This window comes from Pantoea brenneri (genome assembly GCF_038594305.1).
In the GTDB taxonomy this organism is placed as follows: Bacteria; Pseudomonadota; Gammaproteobacteria; order Enterobacterales; family Enterobacteriaceae; genus Pantoea; species Pantoea brenneri.
This window is the reverse complement of record NZ_JBCGBG010000004.1, coordinates 164,375-183,167: the sequence shown is the minus strand read 5'-3', so window position 1 is coordinate 183,167 and position 18,793 is coordinate 164,375. Positions and strand designations below refer to the sequence as shown.

The 18,793-nt window shown below is 57.1% G+C and carries 16 protein-coding genes and 1 riboswitch; of the genes, 6 read left to right on the top strand and 10 right to left on the bottom strand.

Going from position 1 to position 18,793, the window contains the following annotated elements:
• Positions 1–82: 82 nt before the first annotated feature.
• From parE to nudF, 5 genes are read right to left on the bottom strand one after another with little or no spacing between them, the layout of a single operon-like run.
• Positions 83–1,978 (bottom strand): DNA topoisomerase IV subunit B, encoded by a 1,896-nt coding sequence (parE, locus tag AABB92_RS17005; RefSeq protein ID WP_031376511.1) that lies wholly within the window; start codon positions 1,976–1,978, stop codon positions 83–85.
• 49 nt (positions 1,979–2,027) lie between these two features.
• The gene (gene yqiA / locus AABB92_RS17000; protein ID WP_031376510.1) at positions 2,028–2,609 is read right to left on the bottom strand and encodes an esterase YqiA; all 582 of its coding nucleotides are present in this window, start codon (positions 2,607–2,609) and stop codon (positions 2,028–2,030) included.
• Between the two features lie 3 nt (positions 2,610–2,612).
• Positions 2,613–3,440 (bottom strand): 3',5'-cyclic-AMP phosphodiesterase, encoded by an 828-nt coding sequence (gene cpdA, locus AABB92_RS16995; protein WP_031376509.1) that lies wholly within the window; start codon positions 3,438–3,440, stop codon positions 2,613–2,615.
• Positions 3,441–3,482: 42 nt separating this feature from the next.
• Positions 3,483–3,908: a DUF1249 family protein gene (locus AABB92_RS16990; RefSeq protein ID WP_031376508.1), complete on the bottom strand. Its 426-nt coding sequence runs from the start codon at positions 3,906–3,908 to the stop codon at positions 3,483–3,485.
• Complete coding sequence (gene nudF, locus AABB92_RS16985; RefSeq protein WP_031376507.1) at positions 3,905–4,540, bottom strand: ADP-ribose diphosphatase; 636 nt, start codon at positions 4,538–4,540, stop codon at positions 3,905–3,907. Before nudF ends, AABB92_RS16990 begins: the two co-directional genes overlap by 4 nt.
• Before the next feature lie 213 nt (positions 4,541–4,753).
• Here nudF and tolC point away from each other — a divergent pair, with 213 nt between their 5' ends.
• The 3 genes from tolC (at position 4,754) to AABB92_RS16970 (ending at position 8,206) form a co-directional block, all read left to right on the top strand.
• Positions 4,754–6,220 carry an outer membrane channel protein TolC gene (gene tolC / locus AABB92_RS16980; protein WP_031376506.1) on the top strand — a complete coding sequence of 489 codons (1,467 nt, stop codon included), beginning with the start codon at positions 4,754–4,756 and terminating at the stop codon, positions 6,218–6,220.
• Positions 6,221–6,363: 143 nt separating this feature from the next.
• Positions 6,364–7,038 carry a DUF1190 family protein gene (locus AABB92_RS16975; RefSeq protein ID WP_031376505.1) on the top strand — a complete coding sequence of 225 codons (675 nt, stop codon included), beginning with the start codon at positions 6,364–6,366 and terminating at the stop codon, positions 7,036–7,038.
• A 7-nt stretch (positions 7,039–7,045) separates the two neighbouring features.
• Positions 7,046–8,206: a glutathionylspermidine synthase family protein gene (locus AABB92_RS16970; protein WP_031376504.1), complete on the top strand. Its 1,161-nt coding sequence runs from the start codon at positions 7,046–7,048 to the stop codon at positions 8,204–8,206.
• Between the two features lie 38 nt (positions 8,207–8,244).
• Here AABB92_RS16970 and ygiD read toward each other — a convergent pair whose 3' ends face one another.
• A complete protein-coding gene (ygiD, locus tag AABB92_RS16965) occupies positions 8,245–9,030 on the bottom strand; it encodes a 4,5-DOPA-extradiol-dioxygenase (protein ID WP_031376503.1) in 786 nt (261 codons plus the stop codon).
• A 250-nt stretch (positions 9,031–9,280) separates the two neighbouring features.
• Entirely contained in the window at positions 9,281–9,937 is a 657-nt protein-coding gene (gene ribB, locus AABB92_RS16960) for a 3,4-dihydroxy-2-butanone-4-phosphate synthase (RefSeq protein ID WP_046289251.1), read from the bottom strand.
• A 110-nt stretch (positions 9,938–10,047) separates the two neighbouring features.
• Positions 10,048–10,206, bottom strand: a riboswitch (FMN riboswitch).
• Positions 10,207–10,376: 170 nt separating this feature from the next.
• Here ribB and ubiK point away from each other — a divergent pair.
• Positions 10,377–10,769: a ubiquinone biosynthesis accessory factor UbiK gene (gene ubiK, locus AABB92_RS16955; protein WP_031376501.1), complete on the top strand. Its 393-nt coding sequence runs from the start codon at positions 10,377–10,379 to the stop codon at positions 10,767–10,769.
• Between the two features lie 42 nt (positions 10,770–10,811).
• Here ubiK and hldE read toward each other — a convergent pair whose 3' ends face one another.
• From hldE to AABB92_RS16940, 3 genes are all read right to left on the bottom strand, one after another.
• Positions 10,812–12,239 (bottom strand): bifunctional D-glycero-beta-D-manno-heptose-7-phosphate kinase/D-glycero-beta-D-manno-heptose 1-phosphate adenylyltransferase HldE, encoded by a 1,428-nt coding sequence (gene hldE, locus AABB92_RS16950; protein WP_031376500.1) that lies wholly within the window; start codon positions 12,237–12,239, stop codon positions 10,812–10,814.
• A gap of 70 nt (positions 12,240–12,309) precedes the next feature.
• Complete coding sequence (gene glnE, locus AABB92_RS16945) at positions 12,310–15,162, bottom strand: bifunctional [glutamate--ammonia ligase]-adenylyl-L-tyrosine phosphorylase/[glutamate--ammonia-ligase] adenylyltransferase (RefSeq protein ID WP_031376499.1); 2,853 nt, start codon at positions 15,160–15,162, stop codon at positions 12,310–12,312.
• A 33-nt stretch (positions 15,163–15,195) separates the two neighbouring features.
• Entirely contained in the window at positions 15,196–16,506 is a 1,311-nt protein-coding gene (locus tag AABB92_RS16940) for a CYTH domain-containing protein (protein ID WP_031376498.1), read from the bottom strand.
• Between the two features lie 272 nt (positions 16,507–16,778).
• Between AABB92_RS16940 and AABB92_RS16935 the strand changes: the two genes are divergently transcribed.
• Both AABB92_RS16935 and AABB92_RS16930 read left to right on the top strand, forming a co-directional pair.
• A complete protein-coding gene (locus AABB92_RS16935; protein ID WP_046289252.1) occupies positions 16,779–17,399 on the top strand; it encodes a TIGR04211 family SH3 domain-containing protein in 621 nt (206 codons plus the stop codon).
• Between the two features lie 158 nt (positions 17,400–17,557).
• Complete coding sequence (locus tag AABB92_RS16930; protein WP_031376497.1) at positions 17,558–18,790, top strand: multifunctional CCA addition/repair protein; 1,233 nt, start codon at positions 17,558–17,560, stop codon at positions 18,788–18,790.
• Positions 18,791–18,793: the final 3 nt, after the last annotated feature.

The window sequence follows — 18,793 nt, the reverse complement described above, 5'->3', positions numbered from 1 at the left end:
GACCAGCCCGGGCGACTTATGGCCCGGCGGTCATTTTTGACGTGCGCAACCTGTAAAACAGGACGCTGGCGCGTCCTGTTTTTTATACTTCGATGTCGGCCATGTCGCCTTTTTCCTGCAACCAGTTTCGCCGGTCTTCGGAACGTTTTTTCGCCAGCAGCATGTCCATCATGCGTAACGTCTGGTCCACGTCTTCATCACTGATGGTCAGCTGCACCAGCCGACGGGTATTAGGATCAAGGGTGGTTTCGCGCAGCTGCAGCGGGTTCATCTCACCCAGCCCTTTAAAGCGCTGAACGTTAGGTTTGCCCTTTTTACGCTTCAGCTGCTCCAGCACGCCCTCTTTCTCATCTTCATCCAGCGCGTAGTAAACCTCTTTGCCCAGATCGATGCGGTAGAGCGGTGGCATCGCCACATAGACGTGGCCGCCTTTAACCAGCGAACGGAAATGCTTCACAAACAGCGCGCAGAGTAAGGTCGCGATATGCAGACCATCGGAGTCCGCATCCGCCAGAATGCAGACTTTGCCGTAGCGCAGCTGCGAAAGATCTTCGCTGTCGGGATCGATACCGATCGCCACGGAAATATCGTGCACTTCCTGCGAGGCCAGCACCTCATCCGAAGAGACTTCCCAGGTGTTAAGGATCTTGCCTTTCAACGGCATGATCGCCTGATATTCACGATCGCGCGCCTGCTTAGCCGATCCACCGGCTGAATCCCCTTCGACCAGGAACAGTTCGGTCTTATTCAGATCCTGCGCGGTACAGTCCGCCAGTTTGCCAGGCAACGCCGGGCCGCTGGTGAGCTTTTTACGCACCACTTTCTTCGCCGCACGCAGGCGACGCTGGGCGCTGGAGATTGCCAGTTCGGCCAGTTGCTCAGCCGCCTGTACGTTCTGGTTGAGCCACAGGCTGAAGGCATCTTTTACCACGCCCGACACAAAGGCCGCGCACTGACGTGAAGAGAGGCGCTCTTTGGTTTGTCCGGCAAACTGCGGATCCTGCATCTTCACTGACAGCACGTAGGCACAGCGATCCCAGATATCTTCCGCGGAGAGTTTTACGCCGCGCGGCAGGATGTTGCGGTATTCACAGAATTCACGCATCGCATCCAGCAGGCCCTGACGCAGACCGTTAACGTGGGTACCGCCCTGCATGGTCGGGATCAGGTTAACGTAGCTTTCGGTGAGCAGTTCGCCGCCTTCCGGCAGCCATAACAGCGCCCAGTCGACCGCTTCAACGTCACCGGCAAAACTGCCGACGAACGGTTTTTCCGGCAGCGTTGGCAGCCCGTTAACCGCTTCGCACAGGTAGTCAGTCAGGCCATCTTCGTAGCACCAGCGCTGCTCGGTGTTATTCAGCTTGTCTTTAAAGACGATTTCGACGCCCGGACAGAGCACCGCTTTGGCTTTCAGCAGGTGCGACAGACGCGATACCGAGAAGCGCGGGCTGTCGAAGAAACTTTCATCAGGCCAGAAGTGTACGCGGGTACCGGTGTTGCGCTTCGCCACCGTGCCGGTGACCGTCAGTTCCTGCACTTTTTCGCCATTTTCAAAGGCGATGTCATACACTTCGCCATTACGGCGTACCGTGACTTCCACCCGTTTTGACAGGGCGTTCACCACCGAAATGCCGACGCCGTGCAGGCCGCCCGAGAACTGATAGTTTTTATTGGAGAACTTGCCGCCGGCGTGCAGGCGACAGAGGATCAGCTCCACCGCGGGCACGCCCTCTTCCGGGTGAATATCCACCGGCATGCCGCGACCATCATCAATAACTTCCAGTGATTGATCGGCGTGCAGAATCACTTCAACCCGCTTCGCGTGGCCGCCCAGCGCCTCATCGACGCTGTTATCAATCACTTCCTGACCCAAATGGTTGGGCCGCGTCGTGTCGGTGTACATTCCCGGGCGACGGCGAACAGGCTCAAGGCCAGTCAGGACCTCAATGGCATCCGCGTTATAGTTTGATTGACTCATCGTAAATGTCTGATTAGAAGGGTGAAATGGGGTGCGATTTCCGCATTACTCAGGGATGATTCAGACCGAGAAAGTCCAGAATCTGCGGGAAATGGCGCTCGAATCCAGTAAATGTATGGTTTCCGCCCTCTTCAACCGTATGGCGGCACGCGCTGTAATAGTCGAGCGCCTGACGGTAATCGAGAACTTCATCGCCGGTTTGTTGCAGCAGCCAGAGTAAATCGGGCGCTTCCAGCGGTTCAATCTGCATTACTTTCAGATCGTAAATGTGGCGTGACTCTAACACATATTGCTGGCCGGTGTAGGGATTCTGATTGTCGCCGAGGTAATCCGCCAGCAACTCAAAAGGCCGTACCGCAGGATTGACCACCACGGCCGGCAGCATAAAACATTGCGATAGCCAGGTGGCGTAATACCCGCCGAGAGAAGAGCCAACCAGACCCAGAGTTTCGCCGCTGCGGCTCAGCACTAACTCTTCCAGCATCGCGGCGGCATCCGCCGGAAAGGTCGGCAGCTGCGGCACGATCATCTCGATCGCCGGATGCGTTACCTGTAGCCACTGACGGAACTGCGTCGCCTTGGCCGACTGGGGTGAGCTGTTGAAACCGTGCAGATAAAGCAGCGCCGCCATCGGTCAGTATCCTTCAGAGTCTAAATCGGGGCGGAAGATGTCGGTATCAAGACGGTTAACCTCGGTTTCAAGCTGGCCGTCCGGGTGCAGAGTAAACCAGCGCCAGCCCGGTGCCACGGTATCAATCGCGAAGCTGGTGCAGTGCGGTTTGAACTGTACGCAGGTGGAGGGCGTCGCCAGGACCCGGCGGCCGTGCCACTCGACATCCAGCTCCTGATGGATATGGCCACAGACCAGGGTCTTCGCCAGCGGAAACTGTTGCAACACTGCATCCAGCTGATGCGAATTACGCAGGCTGTGCTGGTCAAGCCAGGTGCAGCCGGACGCCAGTGGATGGTGATGCAGCAACACCAGAGTGTGCCGTTGCGGATAGCGGGCCAGCGCGTTTTCCAGCCACTCCAGCTGATAGTCACTCAGCATACCGTGCGGCACGCCGAACACCTGGCTGTCGAGCAGGACAATCTGCCACTGCTCGCCGATCAGCACCTGTTTGTGCGGATTGATGTGGGCGTCAGCTAAGGTATCGACCATTGCGGGCTGGAAATCGTGGTTGCCGGGCAGCCAGACGCAGGGCCTGGGCAAACGTGAAATGCCCTCAGCAAAATGCTGATAGGCTTCAACAGAGTGGTCCTGGGCCAGATCGCCCGTGGCGATGATCAGGTCATAGTCCCGATGCTGTGCAATTATCGCATCCAGGACCGCCTCATAGCTCGACCAGGTATTCACCCCAAGTAGCGATTCATGTTTTCCTGCGAACAGGTGGGTGTCCGTGATTTGCAGAATCCTGATTGCGGAACCGTTCGCTGCAGGAAGAGTTAGCAGGCTATCCAAAGCGTTTCCTTCGTCTCCACGCCATTTAACGCATTATACGCATCAGCAGACCGGAACTGCCATCGCGCCGTGCGCCAGGCAGTAGCGCAACCAGTCAGCGAGGAACTGGTTTATCTGATGTTTTTCATCACGCTGATGCAGTTTTTTATTAGGATAATCATAGCGCGCTTTGAAACGATAGATCTGTTGAGTTGAACACACTTCGGCGACCATCGCATCGTGGTAGAGCCGCACCGACATCGAAGGCAGGCTCCAGTAGCTCACGGCAGGCGCCACCTGGCGGATCTCCACCAGCGTGGTGTAGCGTGTCGACTCCTGAATCGTCAACTGATAACGGGCGCCACTCACCTGATAGATCACCGATGCGCCCGCGTCATCATCACGTGGCAGCAGGCGGCGTAACTGGGCGAAATTGGTTTCGCACAGCCGCATCATTTCGGGAAAGTCAGGGGTATAGCGCTGTTTCATTGTGGTATCCACTCTTCTCGTAGTTTCTCATGGTGCAACGCCAGCCATTGCAAGGCGATGACAGACGCCGCATTGTCAATAATCCCCTCTTCCACCCAGCGATAAGCCTGTTCGCGACTCACCACATGGACAAGAATATCCTCATTCTCTTCCTCCAGACCATGGCATCCTGTTGCCTGGCTGGCATCCACTTCCCCAATCAGCACCGATAAACGTTCACTGGTGCCTCCGGGGCTGGCCAGGTAATTAAGCATTGGCTTAATCCGTCCGACCTGTAATCCTGCTTCTTCGACCGCTTCGCGACGCACCACCTGTTCAACGGTTTCACCGGGATCGATAATGCCGGCCACCATCTCCAGCAGCCAGGGCGATGCACTGCTGTCATAGGCCGGAATGCGGATCTGTTCGATCAGCACCACTTCGTCGCGTAAGGGATCATAAGGTAGCAGCACGGCGGCATGTCCGCGCTCAAAAACTTCGCGCTGCACTTCGGCGCTCATTTCGCCATTAAAACGGCGGTGACGGAAGCGATAGCGTACCACTGAAAAAAAACCATCGTAGACGGTTTCGCGTGCAATAATTTCTACATCGTTTTTTGTAAAAGTCACAGGGGATTTTTTTTCTTCCGACATCATCTGGTTCCTTATGCAGATTGGGGTGGAGCGAAAAAAGCCTGGCACAGTGCTCCGTCTGAGTGGTTCTTTCTGAATTATTTACGTAAATTAGGGGAAGAAGGCACGTTCAGCCAACTTATCTCACAGTTGCCCTCTGCTAGAATCGGCGATAATTTTTTGGCTTACCCGGCAGCGCTATCACTGCAATTTGCTGCAACAAAAGGAATGCAAATGAAAAAACTGCTCCCATTTTTTATTGGGCTGAGCCTGGGCGGTTTCAGCTTCGCCAGCCAGGCCGAAGACCTGCTTCAGGTTTATCAACAAGCACGTCTGAGCAACCCGGATCTGCGCAGCGCCGCTGCCGATCGCGATTCTGCCTTTGAGAAAATCAACGAAGCGCGTAGCCCATTATTACCGCAGCTCGGTCTGGGTGCGGATTACACCTATAACAACGGCTACCGTGACAGCAGCGGTCTTCATTCCAACACGACCAGCGGCACGCTGCAATTAACCCAGACAATTTTCGACATGTCGAAATGGCGCGCCCTGACCCTGCAGGAAAAAGCCGCCGGCATCCAGGACGTTACCTATCAGGTTGCGCAGCAGGATTTGATTCTGAACACCGCGACCGCTTACTTCAACGTACTGAAAGCGATTGATACCCTTTCTTACACCGAAGCGCAGAAGCAGTCGATCTATCGCGAACTCGATCAAACCACCCAACGTTTTAACGTCGGCCTGGTGGCGATCACTGACGTGCAGAACGCCCGTGCGCAGTATGACAGCGTATTAGCTAACGAAGTCACCGCGCGCAACAATCTGGATAACGCGGTTGAATCACTGCGCCAGATTACCGGCATGGATTATCAGGCTCTGGCGTCGCTCAATATCGACCGCTTCAAAACCGATAAGCCAGATGCGGTCAGCGCGCTGCTCAAGCAGGCTGAAAGTCGTAACCTGACGTTGCTGTCTGCCCGTCTGAATCAGGATCTGGCACGTGAGCAGATTCGTTCAGCAGAAACCGGCCACATGCCAACGCTGGATCTGACTGCCTCAACCGGCATGTCCAACAGCAAATATGGCGGCAGCCGCGCTAACCAGAGCGCCGGTACGACCGATTCGATTACCGGTTCTAACCAGGTTGGCCTGAGCTTCTCTCTGCCACTCTACAGCGGCGGCAGCGTGACCTCGCAGGTGAAACAGGCGCAGTATAATTTTGTCAGTGCCAGCGAGCAGCTGGAAAGTGCGCACCGCTCAGCGGTGCAGACCGTGCGCTCATCGTTTAACAACGTGAATGCATCGATCAGCACCATCAACGCCTACAAACAGGCTGTGGTCTCAGCGCAAAGCTCACTGGATGCGTCTGAAGCCGGTTATCAGGTCGGTACGCGTACCATCGTCGATGTGCTGGATGCGACCACCGCGCTGTATAACGCTAAGCAGCAGCTTTCTGATGCGCGTTACAGCTACCTGATCAACCAGCTCAACATCAGCTATGCACTGGGAACGCTCAACGAGCAGAACCTGCAGGCGCTGAACAGCCAGCTGGGTAAAGAGATCCCAACGTCACCAGAAACGGTGGCACCGGAAAACGCGCAGCAGACCGCGCGCGTGGATAATGGCCCGTCTGCCAACGGCTCTGCCGCCGCAGCACGCCCTGCAGCTCGTAACAGCAGCAGCAATCCTTTCGGTAACTGATGACGATGACGGGTCGCTTTGCGGCCCGTCTCTCTATCGAACGTATAGCTAAGTAAAGATCCCTACAGTATCAGGCCCTCAGCTTCAATTTTGACCCCTCATCCCCTATTCTATGCGCTACCTTTGGGCACAGGATAATCATAATGAAACGCACAAAATCTATTCGCTATGCCGCTTTTCGAAAGAGCTGGCAGGCACGCCATTTAACGCCCGTCGCGATCGCCGTTTCGGCGGTATTTATGCTGGCAGGTTGTGAACAAAACGATGAATCCGTCTCGATGTATCAGAATGCGGATGACTGTTCGAAAGCCAATCCAGGCCAGAGCGCGCAGTGCACCACCGCCTTCAATGAAGCCAAAAAAGAGGCAGAACGCACCGCGCCTAAATATGCGACCCGTGAAGATTGCGTCGCCGAATTCGGCGAGAATCAGTGTCAGCAGGCTCCGGCTCAGGCTGGCGTCGGCAGCACCAACAATGCGGAAGCGCAACAGAGCGGCGGCAGCTTCTGGATGCCACTGATGGCCGGTTACATGATGGGCCGGATGATGGGCGGCGGCGCAGGCTTCGCTCAGCAACCGCTGTTTTCACCCAAAACCCCTAACAGCCCGGCAAACGGTCAGTTTGTTGATGCGTCCGGTCGTAACTATGGTGCTGCCACCTCAGGCAAAACCATGAATGTGCCGAAGACGGCGCTGGCACCGAAGCCTGCCACCACCTCGACCATCACCCGTGGTGGCTTTGGCGAGACGGTAGCCAAACAGAACAGCATGCAGCGCAGCAGCGCTACCGGCACCTCCAGCCGGACAATGGGAGGCTAACGCCCCGATGCAACGCATTGCCATTTCAGAACGCCCAGGCTGGCGGGAAAAAGCCACCGAGTTCGGTTTTCGTTTTCATACCATGCACGGCGAGCCGTACTGGTGTGAAGATGCTTACTACCAGTTTACGCTGGCACAAATTGAACAGCTTGAGGACGTCACCGCTGAGCTGCATCAGATGTGCCTGCAGGTGGTCGACAAAGTCGTTAACGATGAAGCGTTGCTGACCAAATTCCGCATCCCCAAACATACCTGGGATTTTGTGCGTGATTCCTGGCATCAGCGTCAGCCTTCGCTCTATTCCCGTCTTGATCTCGCCTGGGATGGCAAAGGCGACGCCAAATTACTTGAGAACAACGCCGATACGCCGACCTCACTGTATGAAGCGGCATTTTTCCAGTGGCTGTGGCTGGAAGACCAGCTCAGCGCCGGGCAGTTGCCGACAGGCAGTGACCAGTTCAACAGCCTGCAGGAAAAGCTGATCGCACGCTTTGCCGCGTTGCATCAGCAGCACGGTTTTAACTGGCTGCATTTCGCCTGCTGCCGCGACACTGACGAAGATCGCGGCACGGTGCAGTATCTGCAGGATTGCGCCACCGAAGCGGGCCTGCCGAGCGAATTTCTCTACATAGATGAAATTGGTCTGGGTGAAAAAGGTGAGTTTACCGACGTCCACGACCAGGTCATCAGCAACCTGTTTAAGCTCTATCCGTGGGAATTCATGCTACGCGAGATGTTCTCCACCAAGCTGGGCGACGCCGGCGTACGCTGGCTGGAGCCGGCCTGGAAGAGCATTCTGTCGAACAAAGCGCTGCTGCCAATGCTGTGGCAGATGTTCCCGAATCACCCTAACCTGCTGCCCGCCTTCTTTGCCGAAGATGAGGTGCCGCCGATGGACAAATATGTGGTGAAGCCGCTGTTCTCTCGCGAAGGTGCCAATATCCGCATTGTTGAAAACGGTCAGGAGATTGCCCGCGTCGACGGTCCATATGGCGAAGAAGGTATGATCGTCCAGCAGTTCCATCCGCTGCCGAAATTTGGCGACAGCTACACGCTGATCGGTAGCTGGCTGATTGACGATCAGCCGGCCGGGATCGGCCTGCGTGAAGATCGCGATCTGATCACTCAGGATCTTTCCCGCTTCTATCCGCACGCCTTCATCGAGTAATACCCTGACAAACAGACCCGCCCTGGGTCTGTTTGCATTCAGCCGACCTGCACCGACAACATACTGATCGCGCCCATCTCCATTCCATCCACCGGAATGCTGATCGCTTCCCCTTTCTGGCGTGCGCCCAGCACATATAACAGTGGCAGATAGTGTTCTGGCGTCGGGTTTGAGAGCGAAGCACCAGGATGCTGCATAAAGTTGACCAGCGGATGCGAAGCCGCGTCGCTCTCTGCCGTCAGGTTGTCACGCACAAACTGCTCAAAACTGCTGGCCCACGGATAGACCTCATCGCCACCGTCCCAGCGCACCTTTCTCAGGTTATGCACCACGTTACCACTGGCAACAATCATCACGCCCTCGTCACGCAGCGCCGCCAGCTTCTGGCCCAGTTCAAAATGCCAGGCCGGCGATTGGGTACTGTCGATACTTAACTGCACCACCGGAATATCCGCCTGCGGGTACATCTTGATCAGCACCCCCCACGAGCCATGATCGAATCCCCAGCTGTGATCCAGCTGTACCGGAATTGGCGCTAACAGACTGACAAGTTGTTCAGCCAGTTCGGGCGATCCCGGCGCCGGGTAGCGGGTATCAAACAACGCCTGCGGAAAACCGCCAAAATCATGCAGGGTGCGAGGATGTGCCATCGCCGTTACTGCGGTGCCACGCGTATACCAGTGGGCCGAGACCGCAATAATGGCGCGGGGTCGCGGCAGGGTATCGCCCGCGTGACGCCACGCGGTGGTATAGCGGTTCTCTTCCAGGGCGTTCATCGGGCTGCCATGGCCCAAAAACAGCGCTGGCATACGTGACTGGCTCATAACGGGTTCTCAGAATTGAATGTTTGATAGCCACTACGATACGCGCTTTACCCGCTATATCACGCGGATAAGCCTGATGATGATGCTCAGAAAATCTGAATAAGATTGATGATAAAGGAGATGACCGATCGGGGATAACAGCAGACGAAGGCTGGCTGACGGCTCAGATTGCCGCCACAAAAGCGGACGTGCGGATCAAGCGCCGGTAAAACAGGCCGAGCTGGCCTGTTTTACCGCGTCATCACGCTGATTAACTGGCGTGACGCGTTTCGTGGCTACGACGCCAGGCCACTAAATCCTCAATCGTTACCACTGGCATATTGTGTTGTCTGGCAAACGTAATGGCTTCCGGCGCATGCGCCATGGTGCCGTCATCGTTGGTCAGTTCGCACAGTACGCCTGCCGGCTTGAAGCCCGCCAGAGTAACCAGGTCGATGGTTGCTTCGGTGTGACCGCCACGGGTCAGCACACCGCCTTCGCGCGCGCGCAGCGGGAAGACATGACCAGGGCGATTGAGATCGCTGGGTTTAGCGTTATCGGCAATCGCGGCACGAATGGTGGTGATACGATCCTGGGCAGAAACCCCGGTGGTCACACCTTCGGCCGCTTCAATCGTCACGGTAAAACCGGTGCCGTAGGAGCTGGTGTTGTTCTCCACCATCATCGGCAGATCTAACTGCTGGCGACGCTCTTCGGTCAGGCAAAGGCAGACGATGCCGCTGCCGTGGCGAATGGTCAGCGCCATTTGTTCAACGGTCATGGTTTCCGCGGCGAAGATCATATCGCCTTCGTTTTCACGATTTTCATCGTCGAGCACCATCACACCGCGTCCCTCACGAAGGGCGGCGATAGCACGTTCTACACGCTGTTCAGGCGTGCCAAATTCAGAAAGTAGCGTCTGATTCATGGTAATAAAAACCTTTAAATGTATGGGTTACCAGAATCAGGGCGTGCTTAGGAGTGACGTCAAAAAGACGTGGCAATAACGTGAAGCAGACACAATTGTCCGACAGATGTCGTTACCCTCTCCCATCCGGACTGTAACCGTCGGCCCCGGAATTACACCGGATCTGCTGACCTTCATGGCGAATTTTCATCATCATGAAGCGCTCGCGGGCTTTCAGCCTAAGCTGATTTACCGCCGGTGGGGAATTGCGCCCCGCCCTGAGAATAAGCGTTTTTACTATAGCGCCGATTATCTGGAGCGGCAATCATCAATAGTGCAATTGCTTTTGCATTTCCTGCGTTGCCGATTTGAGGTTTATCCTTTTCATTTCTGGCATTACACTTAACCGTTATCAGGTTAGTAAAATGCTGACACAGCTCCCCGAAACCAGGAAATCATCATGATCGACACGAAAAAAATTGAACAACTTGCACGTCAGGTTCACGAAGCGATGCCGAAAGGGGTACGTGAGTTTGGTGATGATGTCGAAAAGAAAATTCGTCAGGTTCTTCAGGCGCAGCTGACGCGTATGGATCTGGTCAACCGTGAAGAGTTTGATGTGCAGACGCAGGTGTTGCTGCGTACGCGGGAAAAACTGGCGGCGCTGGAACAGCGTCTGGCACAGCTGGAAAGCCAGAGCGGCGCAACGCCGACAGCACCAGCCACCAGCGCACCCGTTGCTACGGCAAACACCGCAGCGGCGGGCGCAGCGACCTCTCCTGCCGCGTCACCCGCACCGTCAGTGATCACTACTCCAGATGTGGTCAAACCTGATACTGACAGCAACAACTAATCACCGGTTTAGCGGGAGCAGGTCTCCCGCTGACTACGGGTGTTAGCTGTCGCCGCGAATGGTTTTAATGATATTGGTGGTTGAGATGCCATCTTCAAAATTCAGCACCTGCACGTCTCCGCCGTTGGCCCACACCTCTTTACTGCCGGCGATATCTTCCGGTTTGTAATCACCGCCTTTCACCAGCAGATCCGGCAGGATACTGGCGATCAGCCGCTGCGGCGTATCCTCTTCAAATACCACCACCCAATCTACCGCTTCCAGTGCACCGAGTACGATCATGCGGTTTTCCTGCGGGTTAACCGGGCGGCTCGCGCCTTTCAGCCGTTTGGTTGACGCATCGCTATTCACCGCCACGATCAGGCGATCGCCCAGCTTACGCGCATTGGCCAGATAAGAGACGTGACCGGCATGCAGGATGTCGAAAACACCGTTGGTCATCACCACTTTTTCGCCACGCCGACGCGCCATTTCGACTGCCGCTTTCAGCTCCGCTTCGGTCATGATGCCGAAGCCCTGCTCCGGACGGGCATGAATCGCATTTTCCAGCTCAACGGTGCTGACGGTGGAGGTCCCGAGTTTACCCACCACTACGCCAGCGGCGGCATTGGCGAGGAAACAGGCCTCTTCCAGCGAGTCACCAGCCGCTAACGCCGCAGCCAGCACGCCGATAACCGTGTCGCCCGCACCCGTCACGTCATAAACTTCCTGGGCCTGAGTCGGCAGATGCAACGGCGCTTTGCCGGGTTGTAGCAGCGTCATGCCATTTTCTGAACGGGTCACCAGCAGCGCGGAGAGATCGAAATCAGCGATCAGCTGCATACCGCGCGCCACGATCTCCTCTTCGTTTTTACACTTACCGACCACCGCTTCGAATTCAGACAGATTAGGTGTCAGCAACGTTGCGCCACGGTAGCGGGCAAAGTCGGTGCCTTTCGGATCGATCAGCACCGGGACGTTTGCTTCGCGCGCCAGGGCGATCATGGTCTGCACGCTGCAGAGCGCGCCTTTGGCGTAGTCAGACAGCACCAGTGCGCCCGCAGCCGCCAGCGAAGCACGCATTTTTTGGTGGATCGGTTCGGGATCGACCTGATCAAAACCCTCTTCAAAGTCGAGGCGGATCAGCTGCTGGTTACGTGACAGCACGCGCAGTTTGGTGATGGTCGGATGGCTTTTCACCGCCACGAAATCGCAATGTACATTGACGTCTTTCAGCGTGTTACTCAACACGCGCGCCGCATCATCTTCACCGGTCAGGCCAATCAGCCGTGAGGCGGCACCGAGTGCTGCAATGTTCATCGCCACGTTTGCTGCGCCGCCAGGACGCTCCTCAACGGTGTCCACTTTCACCACCGGAACCGGTGCTTCAGGCGAGATACGGCTGGTAGGGCCATACCAGTAACGATCCAACATCACATCGCCAACGACCAGCACTGAGGCTTGGCCGAACGCGGGCAGAGTAACTTTCATTCCAGACACTCCAGACTGCATTAAAAATAGTGCGCGGATGATAGCACAGTTGCGATTTGTGCTATCAGCATCACGCCGGGAGAGACGCGGGCGAGTTAAGCCAGCGCTGCCAGCTGGCAACAACCGTTTGCCGTTCGGCGGCGAAAGCATCCGGCTCCACATGGCCGGGCAGCTCCTGCAATGCCCGATGGTGCAACGCATCGCGCAGCGTAACGTACGCCTGCGTCAGCGCCTGCGCTTCATCGGCGGGCATTTTATGGTATTTCGCCATCAGTTCAAAAATACGCACATTGTCGGACCAGCGCGTCAACTCAGGTTGTTCAGCGGCGTAGCGTAAGACAAGATATTGGGCGATGAATTCAATGTCGGTGATTCCACCCTGATCGGTTTTAATCTCCCAGCGTCCTTTATGCTTGTTACTGAGGTGAGCGCGCATCTTTTCTCGCATTTCTCGCACTTCAGTCTGTAACGCCTCAGCGGGACGCGGCAGACAGAGGATCGCCTGGCGGATGGCATTAAAACGTTCGCCCAGCGCAGGTTCGCCAAACACCACGCGCGCCCGCACCAGCGCCTGATGCTCCCAGGTCCAGGCCTCATTGCGCTGATACTCGTCATACGCTTCAAAGGTGCTGACCAGCATGCCCGCCGCGCCGGAAGGACGTAGCCGCGCGTCTACTTCATACAGAATGCCGGATGAGGTGCGGGTACTGAACAAGTGCATAATGCGCTGGGCGAGGCGCAGATAGAACTGGCGGCCATCAATGCTGCGCTCTCCTTCGGTCACCGCATCTGCCGGGCAATCGTGCAGAAAGACTAAATCGAGATCGGAACTGTATCCCAGCTCCCAGCCGCCCAGTTTGCCGTAGCCCAGCACCGCAAAGCCGCGTTCGTGCTCATTACTCAGGTGCGATGGCCGGCCGTAGCGCTGCACCATCATATGCCAGGCCTGGCGTACCACCGATTCGATAATCGCCTCGGCCAGCCAGGTGAGGTGATCGCTCACTTTCATCACCGGTAGCGTGCCGGCGATGTCGGCAGCGGCAATACGCAGATGCTGCGCCTGCTTAAACTGACGCACCGCCTCAAGCTGCTGCTCCTCATCATCGGTGGGAATTCGCATCAGATACTGACGCAACTCATCACGGTAGGCATCAGTGGCGGTGGGCTGGTAGAGCGTGGCCGGATCGAGCAGTTCGTCCAGCAACAGCGGGTGCCGGGCCAGCTGGCTGGCCACCATCGGCGAAGCGGCGCACAGACGGATCAAATGCCGCAGCGCACCGTGATATTCGGTTAATAATTCGAGGTAGGTGCTGCGGGTCAACACGCCAAGCAGTAACGGCGTCAGGCGGCTGAGCGTGACGGCAGCATCGTCGCGCGGACAGACTTCGCTTAACAGACGCGGCATCAGCTGGTCCAGCGCCTGACGACCGCGCGGGCCGATGGTGCGCCGGCTGATATCCTGGCGAAACGCCTCCAGCGTCTGGTGCAGCGTGCGGCACTGTTCATCGCTGAGTTGTGGCACCAGCGGTGCCAGTTCGCTCTCTTCCAGCGGGTCCTGCCACAGCATCTGGTATTCCGCCAGCTCGCGCTGATCGCCAATCTCTGGCGTATCTTCGCCAATCAGCTCATCAAAAATAGCGCGAACCGCCGCCATCTGGCTTTCGAGTGCCGCCATCAGGGCGGGCCAGTCCGCGCTGCCCATCGCCCATGCCAAGCGGGCGCGATGCAGCTCATCTTCAGGTAAAGTCTGGGTCTGCTCATCACCCAGGCTTTGCAGCAGATTCTCCAGCCGCCGCAGGAACAGATAGGCTCCACGCAGCGCATCGACCTGCTCTGCGGGTAATAACGCCAGCGCTTTTATCGCTTCCAGCGTCGGCAGTAAGGCACGCAGTTGAAGTGAGCGCTCACGTCCGCCGCGAATCAGCTGAAACACCTGGACGATAAATTCGGTTTCGCGAATGCCGCCTGCGCCCAGTTTGATGTTGTTTTTCAGGCCGCGCCGCCGCACTTCCCGGCTGATCATACCTTTCATGTTACGCAGCGACTGAATCACGCTGAAGTCGATATAACGCCGGTAGACGAACGGCCGCAGCATCTGTTGTAACTCCTGGCTCCAGCGATCGTGCTCGTCTCCCATCAGTCGCGCTTTGACCATCGCGTAACGTTCCCAGTCGCGTCCCTGCTCCTGGTAATAATCTTCCAGAGCGGCAAAGCTCATGACCAGCGGGCCGCTGTCGCCAAACGGACGCAGACGCATATCAACCCGGTAGACAAAACCATCCATGGTCGGCTGATCAAGCACCTTGATCAGCCGCTGTCCCATGCGGGTAAAGAACTGGGCATTATCCAGTTCCCGCCGTCCGCCGCGGGTGCTGCCGTTTTCCGGCCAGGCAAAAATCAGGTCGATATCGGATGAGAAGTTCAGCTCGCCGCCGCCCAGCTTGCCCATACCGAGGATCAGCATCGGTTGCGCTTCGCCATCGGCGTTGCAGGGAGTACCAAAATCACGACAGCAATCCTGATAGACCCAGTCGCGCGCCCGGCTGATTAACACTTCCGCCAGTACGCTTAACTGCTGCAGGCTCTGTTCCGTGCTGGCGTGTTGCAGGCACTGCATCCAGGCGATACGCACCAGCATCCGGCGGCGAAACAGTCGCAGTTCGCGCATCAGGCTGGCTTCGCTATCAACCGTCGTCATCACCTGATTCAGCCAGTCAGCGTAGTGCTGCCACTCGTCAGCCTGCGGCGGCGCATGACAGATCGCCTGCCACCAGTCGGGATGCTGTTGCAGGTTTTCCAGCACAAAATCACTGAAAGCCAACCCGGCCGCCTGCTCCGTGCTCAGCGAAGCAAGGGGAACCTCAAGCTGCTGCGCGGCGCGTGCCGCCTGTTCGCGTAACAACGCGGGAAGTGCTGACAACATAAATCCCTCCATGATGGCGTGGCACAGGTCAGGTTAGCGGGCAGACCCGCTGGTGAGCCAGAACGGTGGCTGTTTCAGCGCCTGCGTCGTCAGCCAGGCTAATCCGGCTTCCTGTTGCTCATGAATCGCTGACAGCAGCTGTTGCCATGGTGCCAGCCAGACCGCCACATCTTCCTGCGGATAAGCGCCGGCCAGTAAATGCACCGCCAGCAACTGGCGCGACAGGCGGGTCGCTTTATCCCGATACTCATTAGGCTGCTTAACCGTGCTGAAGGTCTCTCTGAGATCGGCATTAATGCGGCTCAGCATGATGTCGCCAAAGCGTTTAAACGAACCTTGTAATTTGGCCTGGCCTTTGACATCCACCCACTGCTGCCATTGCGATTCCACCAGCCAGTGCGTCAGCGCCAGCTGGGTTTCCACCGCCAGCGATGAGAGGCAGAAGCTGGTTGCATCCACCTCGTCGTTGACCAGCGTCTCTTCCAGCGTGGTCAGCTGCTGACGCAAGGCGCTGCTGGCCTTGCGCGGCACCAATGCACCAAACAGGGAAAACGCCTGACGCAGCACATCCAGCGCTTCACGCACCGCATCCTGTGCCGCTGCGTTGCCGCGCAGCCAGACTTCTTCGTGATACTGCCAGTGACTGAGACCGGCCGACATAGCTGCCACCATGCCCTCTTCTACCGTGGCTTTGGTACCGGCTTTCAGCAGCGGGAAAGGACGCAGCTGACGCGGCGGATTGCCCTGCGCCAGCTGATAACCGCGTGCGGCTTTGCTCAGGCTGCCCATGCGCAGGCCGCCTTGCGCCACCAGCTGTCGGGCAATGGCCAGCATATCTTTTCGTTCACCGCGCTTTAATTCCAGTTCGATTTCGCACAGCGGTTCGCTCAGGTCGCCCGCCGTGACGTCGCCCTGATCAAACGCCAGCTCAATCTCGCTGTCGCCGATGGTGATCAGCCAGGTTTCACGCTGGAAATGCGTGGTAAACAGCGGCTGTAACCGTGACTGCAACGCCGCAATGTCGGTGCCCTGCGGCCAGATGTCAGCGGGCAGCTGCGCAATATCCAGCGTGGGCTCGCTCAGGTCGACATTATATTCCGGGCGCTGATGCAGCCCGCCAAGCGTTTTACCGGCCGCTTTCAGCGTCATTTCATAACGCTTATCGACGCCACGGATGCGCAATCCCATATCCCAGCGTCGCAGCTGGTTATCGTCGGTTTCAAAATAGATGTTGGTCAGCTCGCGCGCGGGCTGATGCTGATGCGGCCACGCCGCGACAAGGTCAGCTAGTTTCCCGGCCGCCTGAGGAGTTGCAATGAACTTTAGTTCGATTTCGATGGTCATAATTTTTTATTCACTACGCCGCTGGCACTTAAGAGGATGTTTCCTGCATATTTCAGGCGATAATCAGCAGGTTACTCATGCTGTCGCCTGGAGGGCAAGGGGTTATCAGGCGAAGATTAATGCACAGAAGCCGCGCTGTCTCTGCTTTCTTTGTGCTTTCGCAGACCTTTTCGCACTCTCATGAGACCAGGATAGTTCTCATAGTGATTTATGTGAGGCCTCTCCAGACTGTGCCGGTAAATTTTTAGTCAGACTAAGCAAAACGAAATCGAATGAAAAAAATCACACTCGCTGGACTCACTTTGCTGGCCCTCAGCACCCTTGCACCTGCCCACGCCGACGAAAAACGCTACGTGTCTGATGAATTATCGACCTGGGTTCGCAGCGGACCGGGCGATCAGTTTCGCCTGCTCGGTAAGCTGAATGCCGGGGAAGAGGTGCGGCTGCTTCAGACCAATAATGATACCCATTATGGCCAGATCCGTGACTCGGAAGGCCGCACCACCTGGATCCCCCTGTCGCAGCTGAGCGCCAGTCCCAGCCTGCGTACCCGGGTGCCGCAGCTGGAACAACAGGTTAAAGATCTTACCGCCAAGCTGGATAATATCGACAACAGCTGGAATCAGCGCACCGCTGAAATGCAGAATAAAGTCGCCAGTAGCGACGGCGTGATCAACGGGCTGAAGGGCGAAAACCAGAAGCTGAAAAACGAGCTGATCGTTGCGCAGAAGAAAGTCAGTGCGGCAAACGTCCAGCTTGATGACAAGCAGCGCACTATCATCATGCAGTGGTTCATGTATGGCGGCGGCGTGCTGGGTGTCGGTCTGCTGTTAGGTTTACTGTTGCCGCACATGCTGCCGCGCCGCAAGAAAAACGATCGCTGGATGAACTGACCCGTCTCTGCCGTTTTTCATCAGGGGATCGCCAGATCCCCCTTTTGGCATGCCTGCAATCTGCTGAATCTGTGCAACAATAGAGCAACATGCACTGCTGAAGTGTCGCGCGGGATGCGCCCGGCGTGCAGGTCATTTCTTTTTCTCTGGAGTTTTGCGTGAAGACGTTTCTTGTGGGCGGCGCAGTGCGTGATGCACTGCTGAAGCTGCCGGTTAAAGACAAAGATTGGGTGGTGGTCGGTGCCACGCCCGAGGCCATGCTTGAGCAGGGCTATCAACAGGTCGGTCGCGACTTTCCCGTTTTCCTGCATCCTGACAGCCGCGAAGAGTATGCGCTGGCGCGTACCGAGCGGAAAAACGGGAAAGGCTATACCGGATTCGTGACCTGGTCCGCGCCCGATGTGACGCTGGAGCAGGACTTACAACGCCGCGATCTGACCATCAATGCGATTGCGCAGGATGAAAACGGCCGGCTGATTGACCCTTACCACGGCCAGCGTGATATCGCCCAGCGCCAGTTGCGGCATGTTTCTGACGCCTTCAATGAAGATCCGCTGCGGGTGTTACGCGTGGCGCGCTTCGCGGCGCGTTTCGCCCATCTCAACTTCCGTATTGCCGCCGAGACGCAGCAGTTGATGCAGCAAATGGTCAGCAGCGGCGAACTGGCCCATCTGACCGCTGAGCGGGTATGGAAAGAGACGGAAAAAGCGCTGACCAGCCGCAATCCGCAGGTCTATTTTCAGGTGCTGCGCGACTGTGGCGCGTTGCAGGTGCTGTTCCCGGAACTCGATAATCTGTTTGGCATTCCGGCACCGGCGAAGTGGCATCCGGAGATCGACACCGGCGTGCATACCCTGATGACGCTGACCATGGCGGCCGCGCTTTCTGAATCAGTCGATGTGCGCTTCGCCACGTTGTTCCACGACGTCGGCAAGGCGCTGACGCCGCCTGAAAAATGGCCCAGCCATCATGGCCATGGCCTGGCGGGCGTGCCGCTGGTTGAGGCGATTTGCCAGCGTCTGCGGGTGCCTAATGCGATTCGCGATCTGGCGCTAATCGTCACCGAATTTCACGACATCGTGCATACCATTGAGCGCCAGTCGGCCGCCTCGCTGGTGGCGCTGTTTGATCGGATCGATGCCTGGCGCAAACCGCAACGCGTCGAGCAGATGGCGCTGACCAGCGAAGCCGATGCGCGCGGGCGTGCCGGTCTGGAAAGTATGGCGTATCCGCAGGGTGACTATCTGCGACGAGCGTTTGCGCTGGCGCAGGCGGTGCCGACCAAAGCGGTGATTGAGGCGGGCTTTAAAGGTGCAGAGGTGCGGGAGGAGTTAACGCGACGACGGATTGACGCCGTCGCGCAGGGTCTGGCTATACCGCAGCCTGACTAGCAG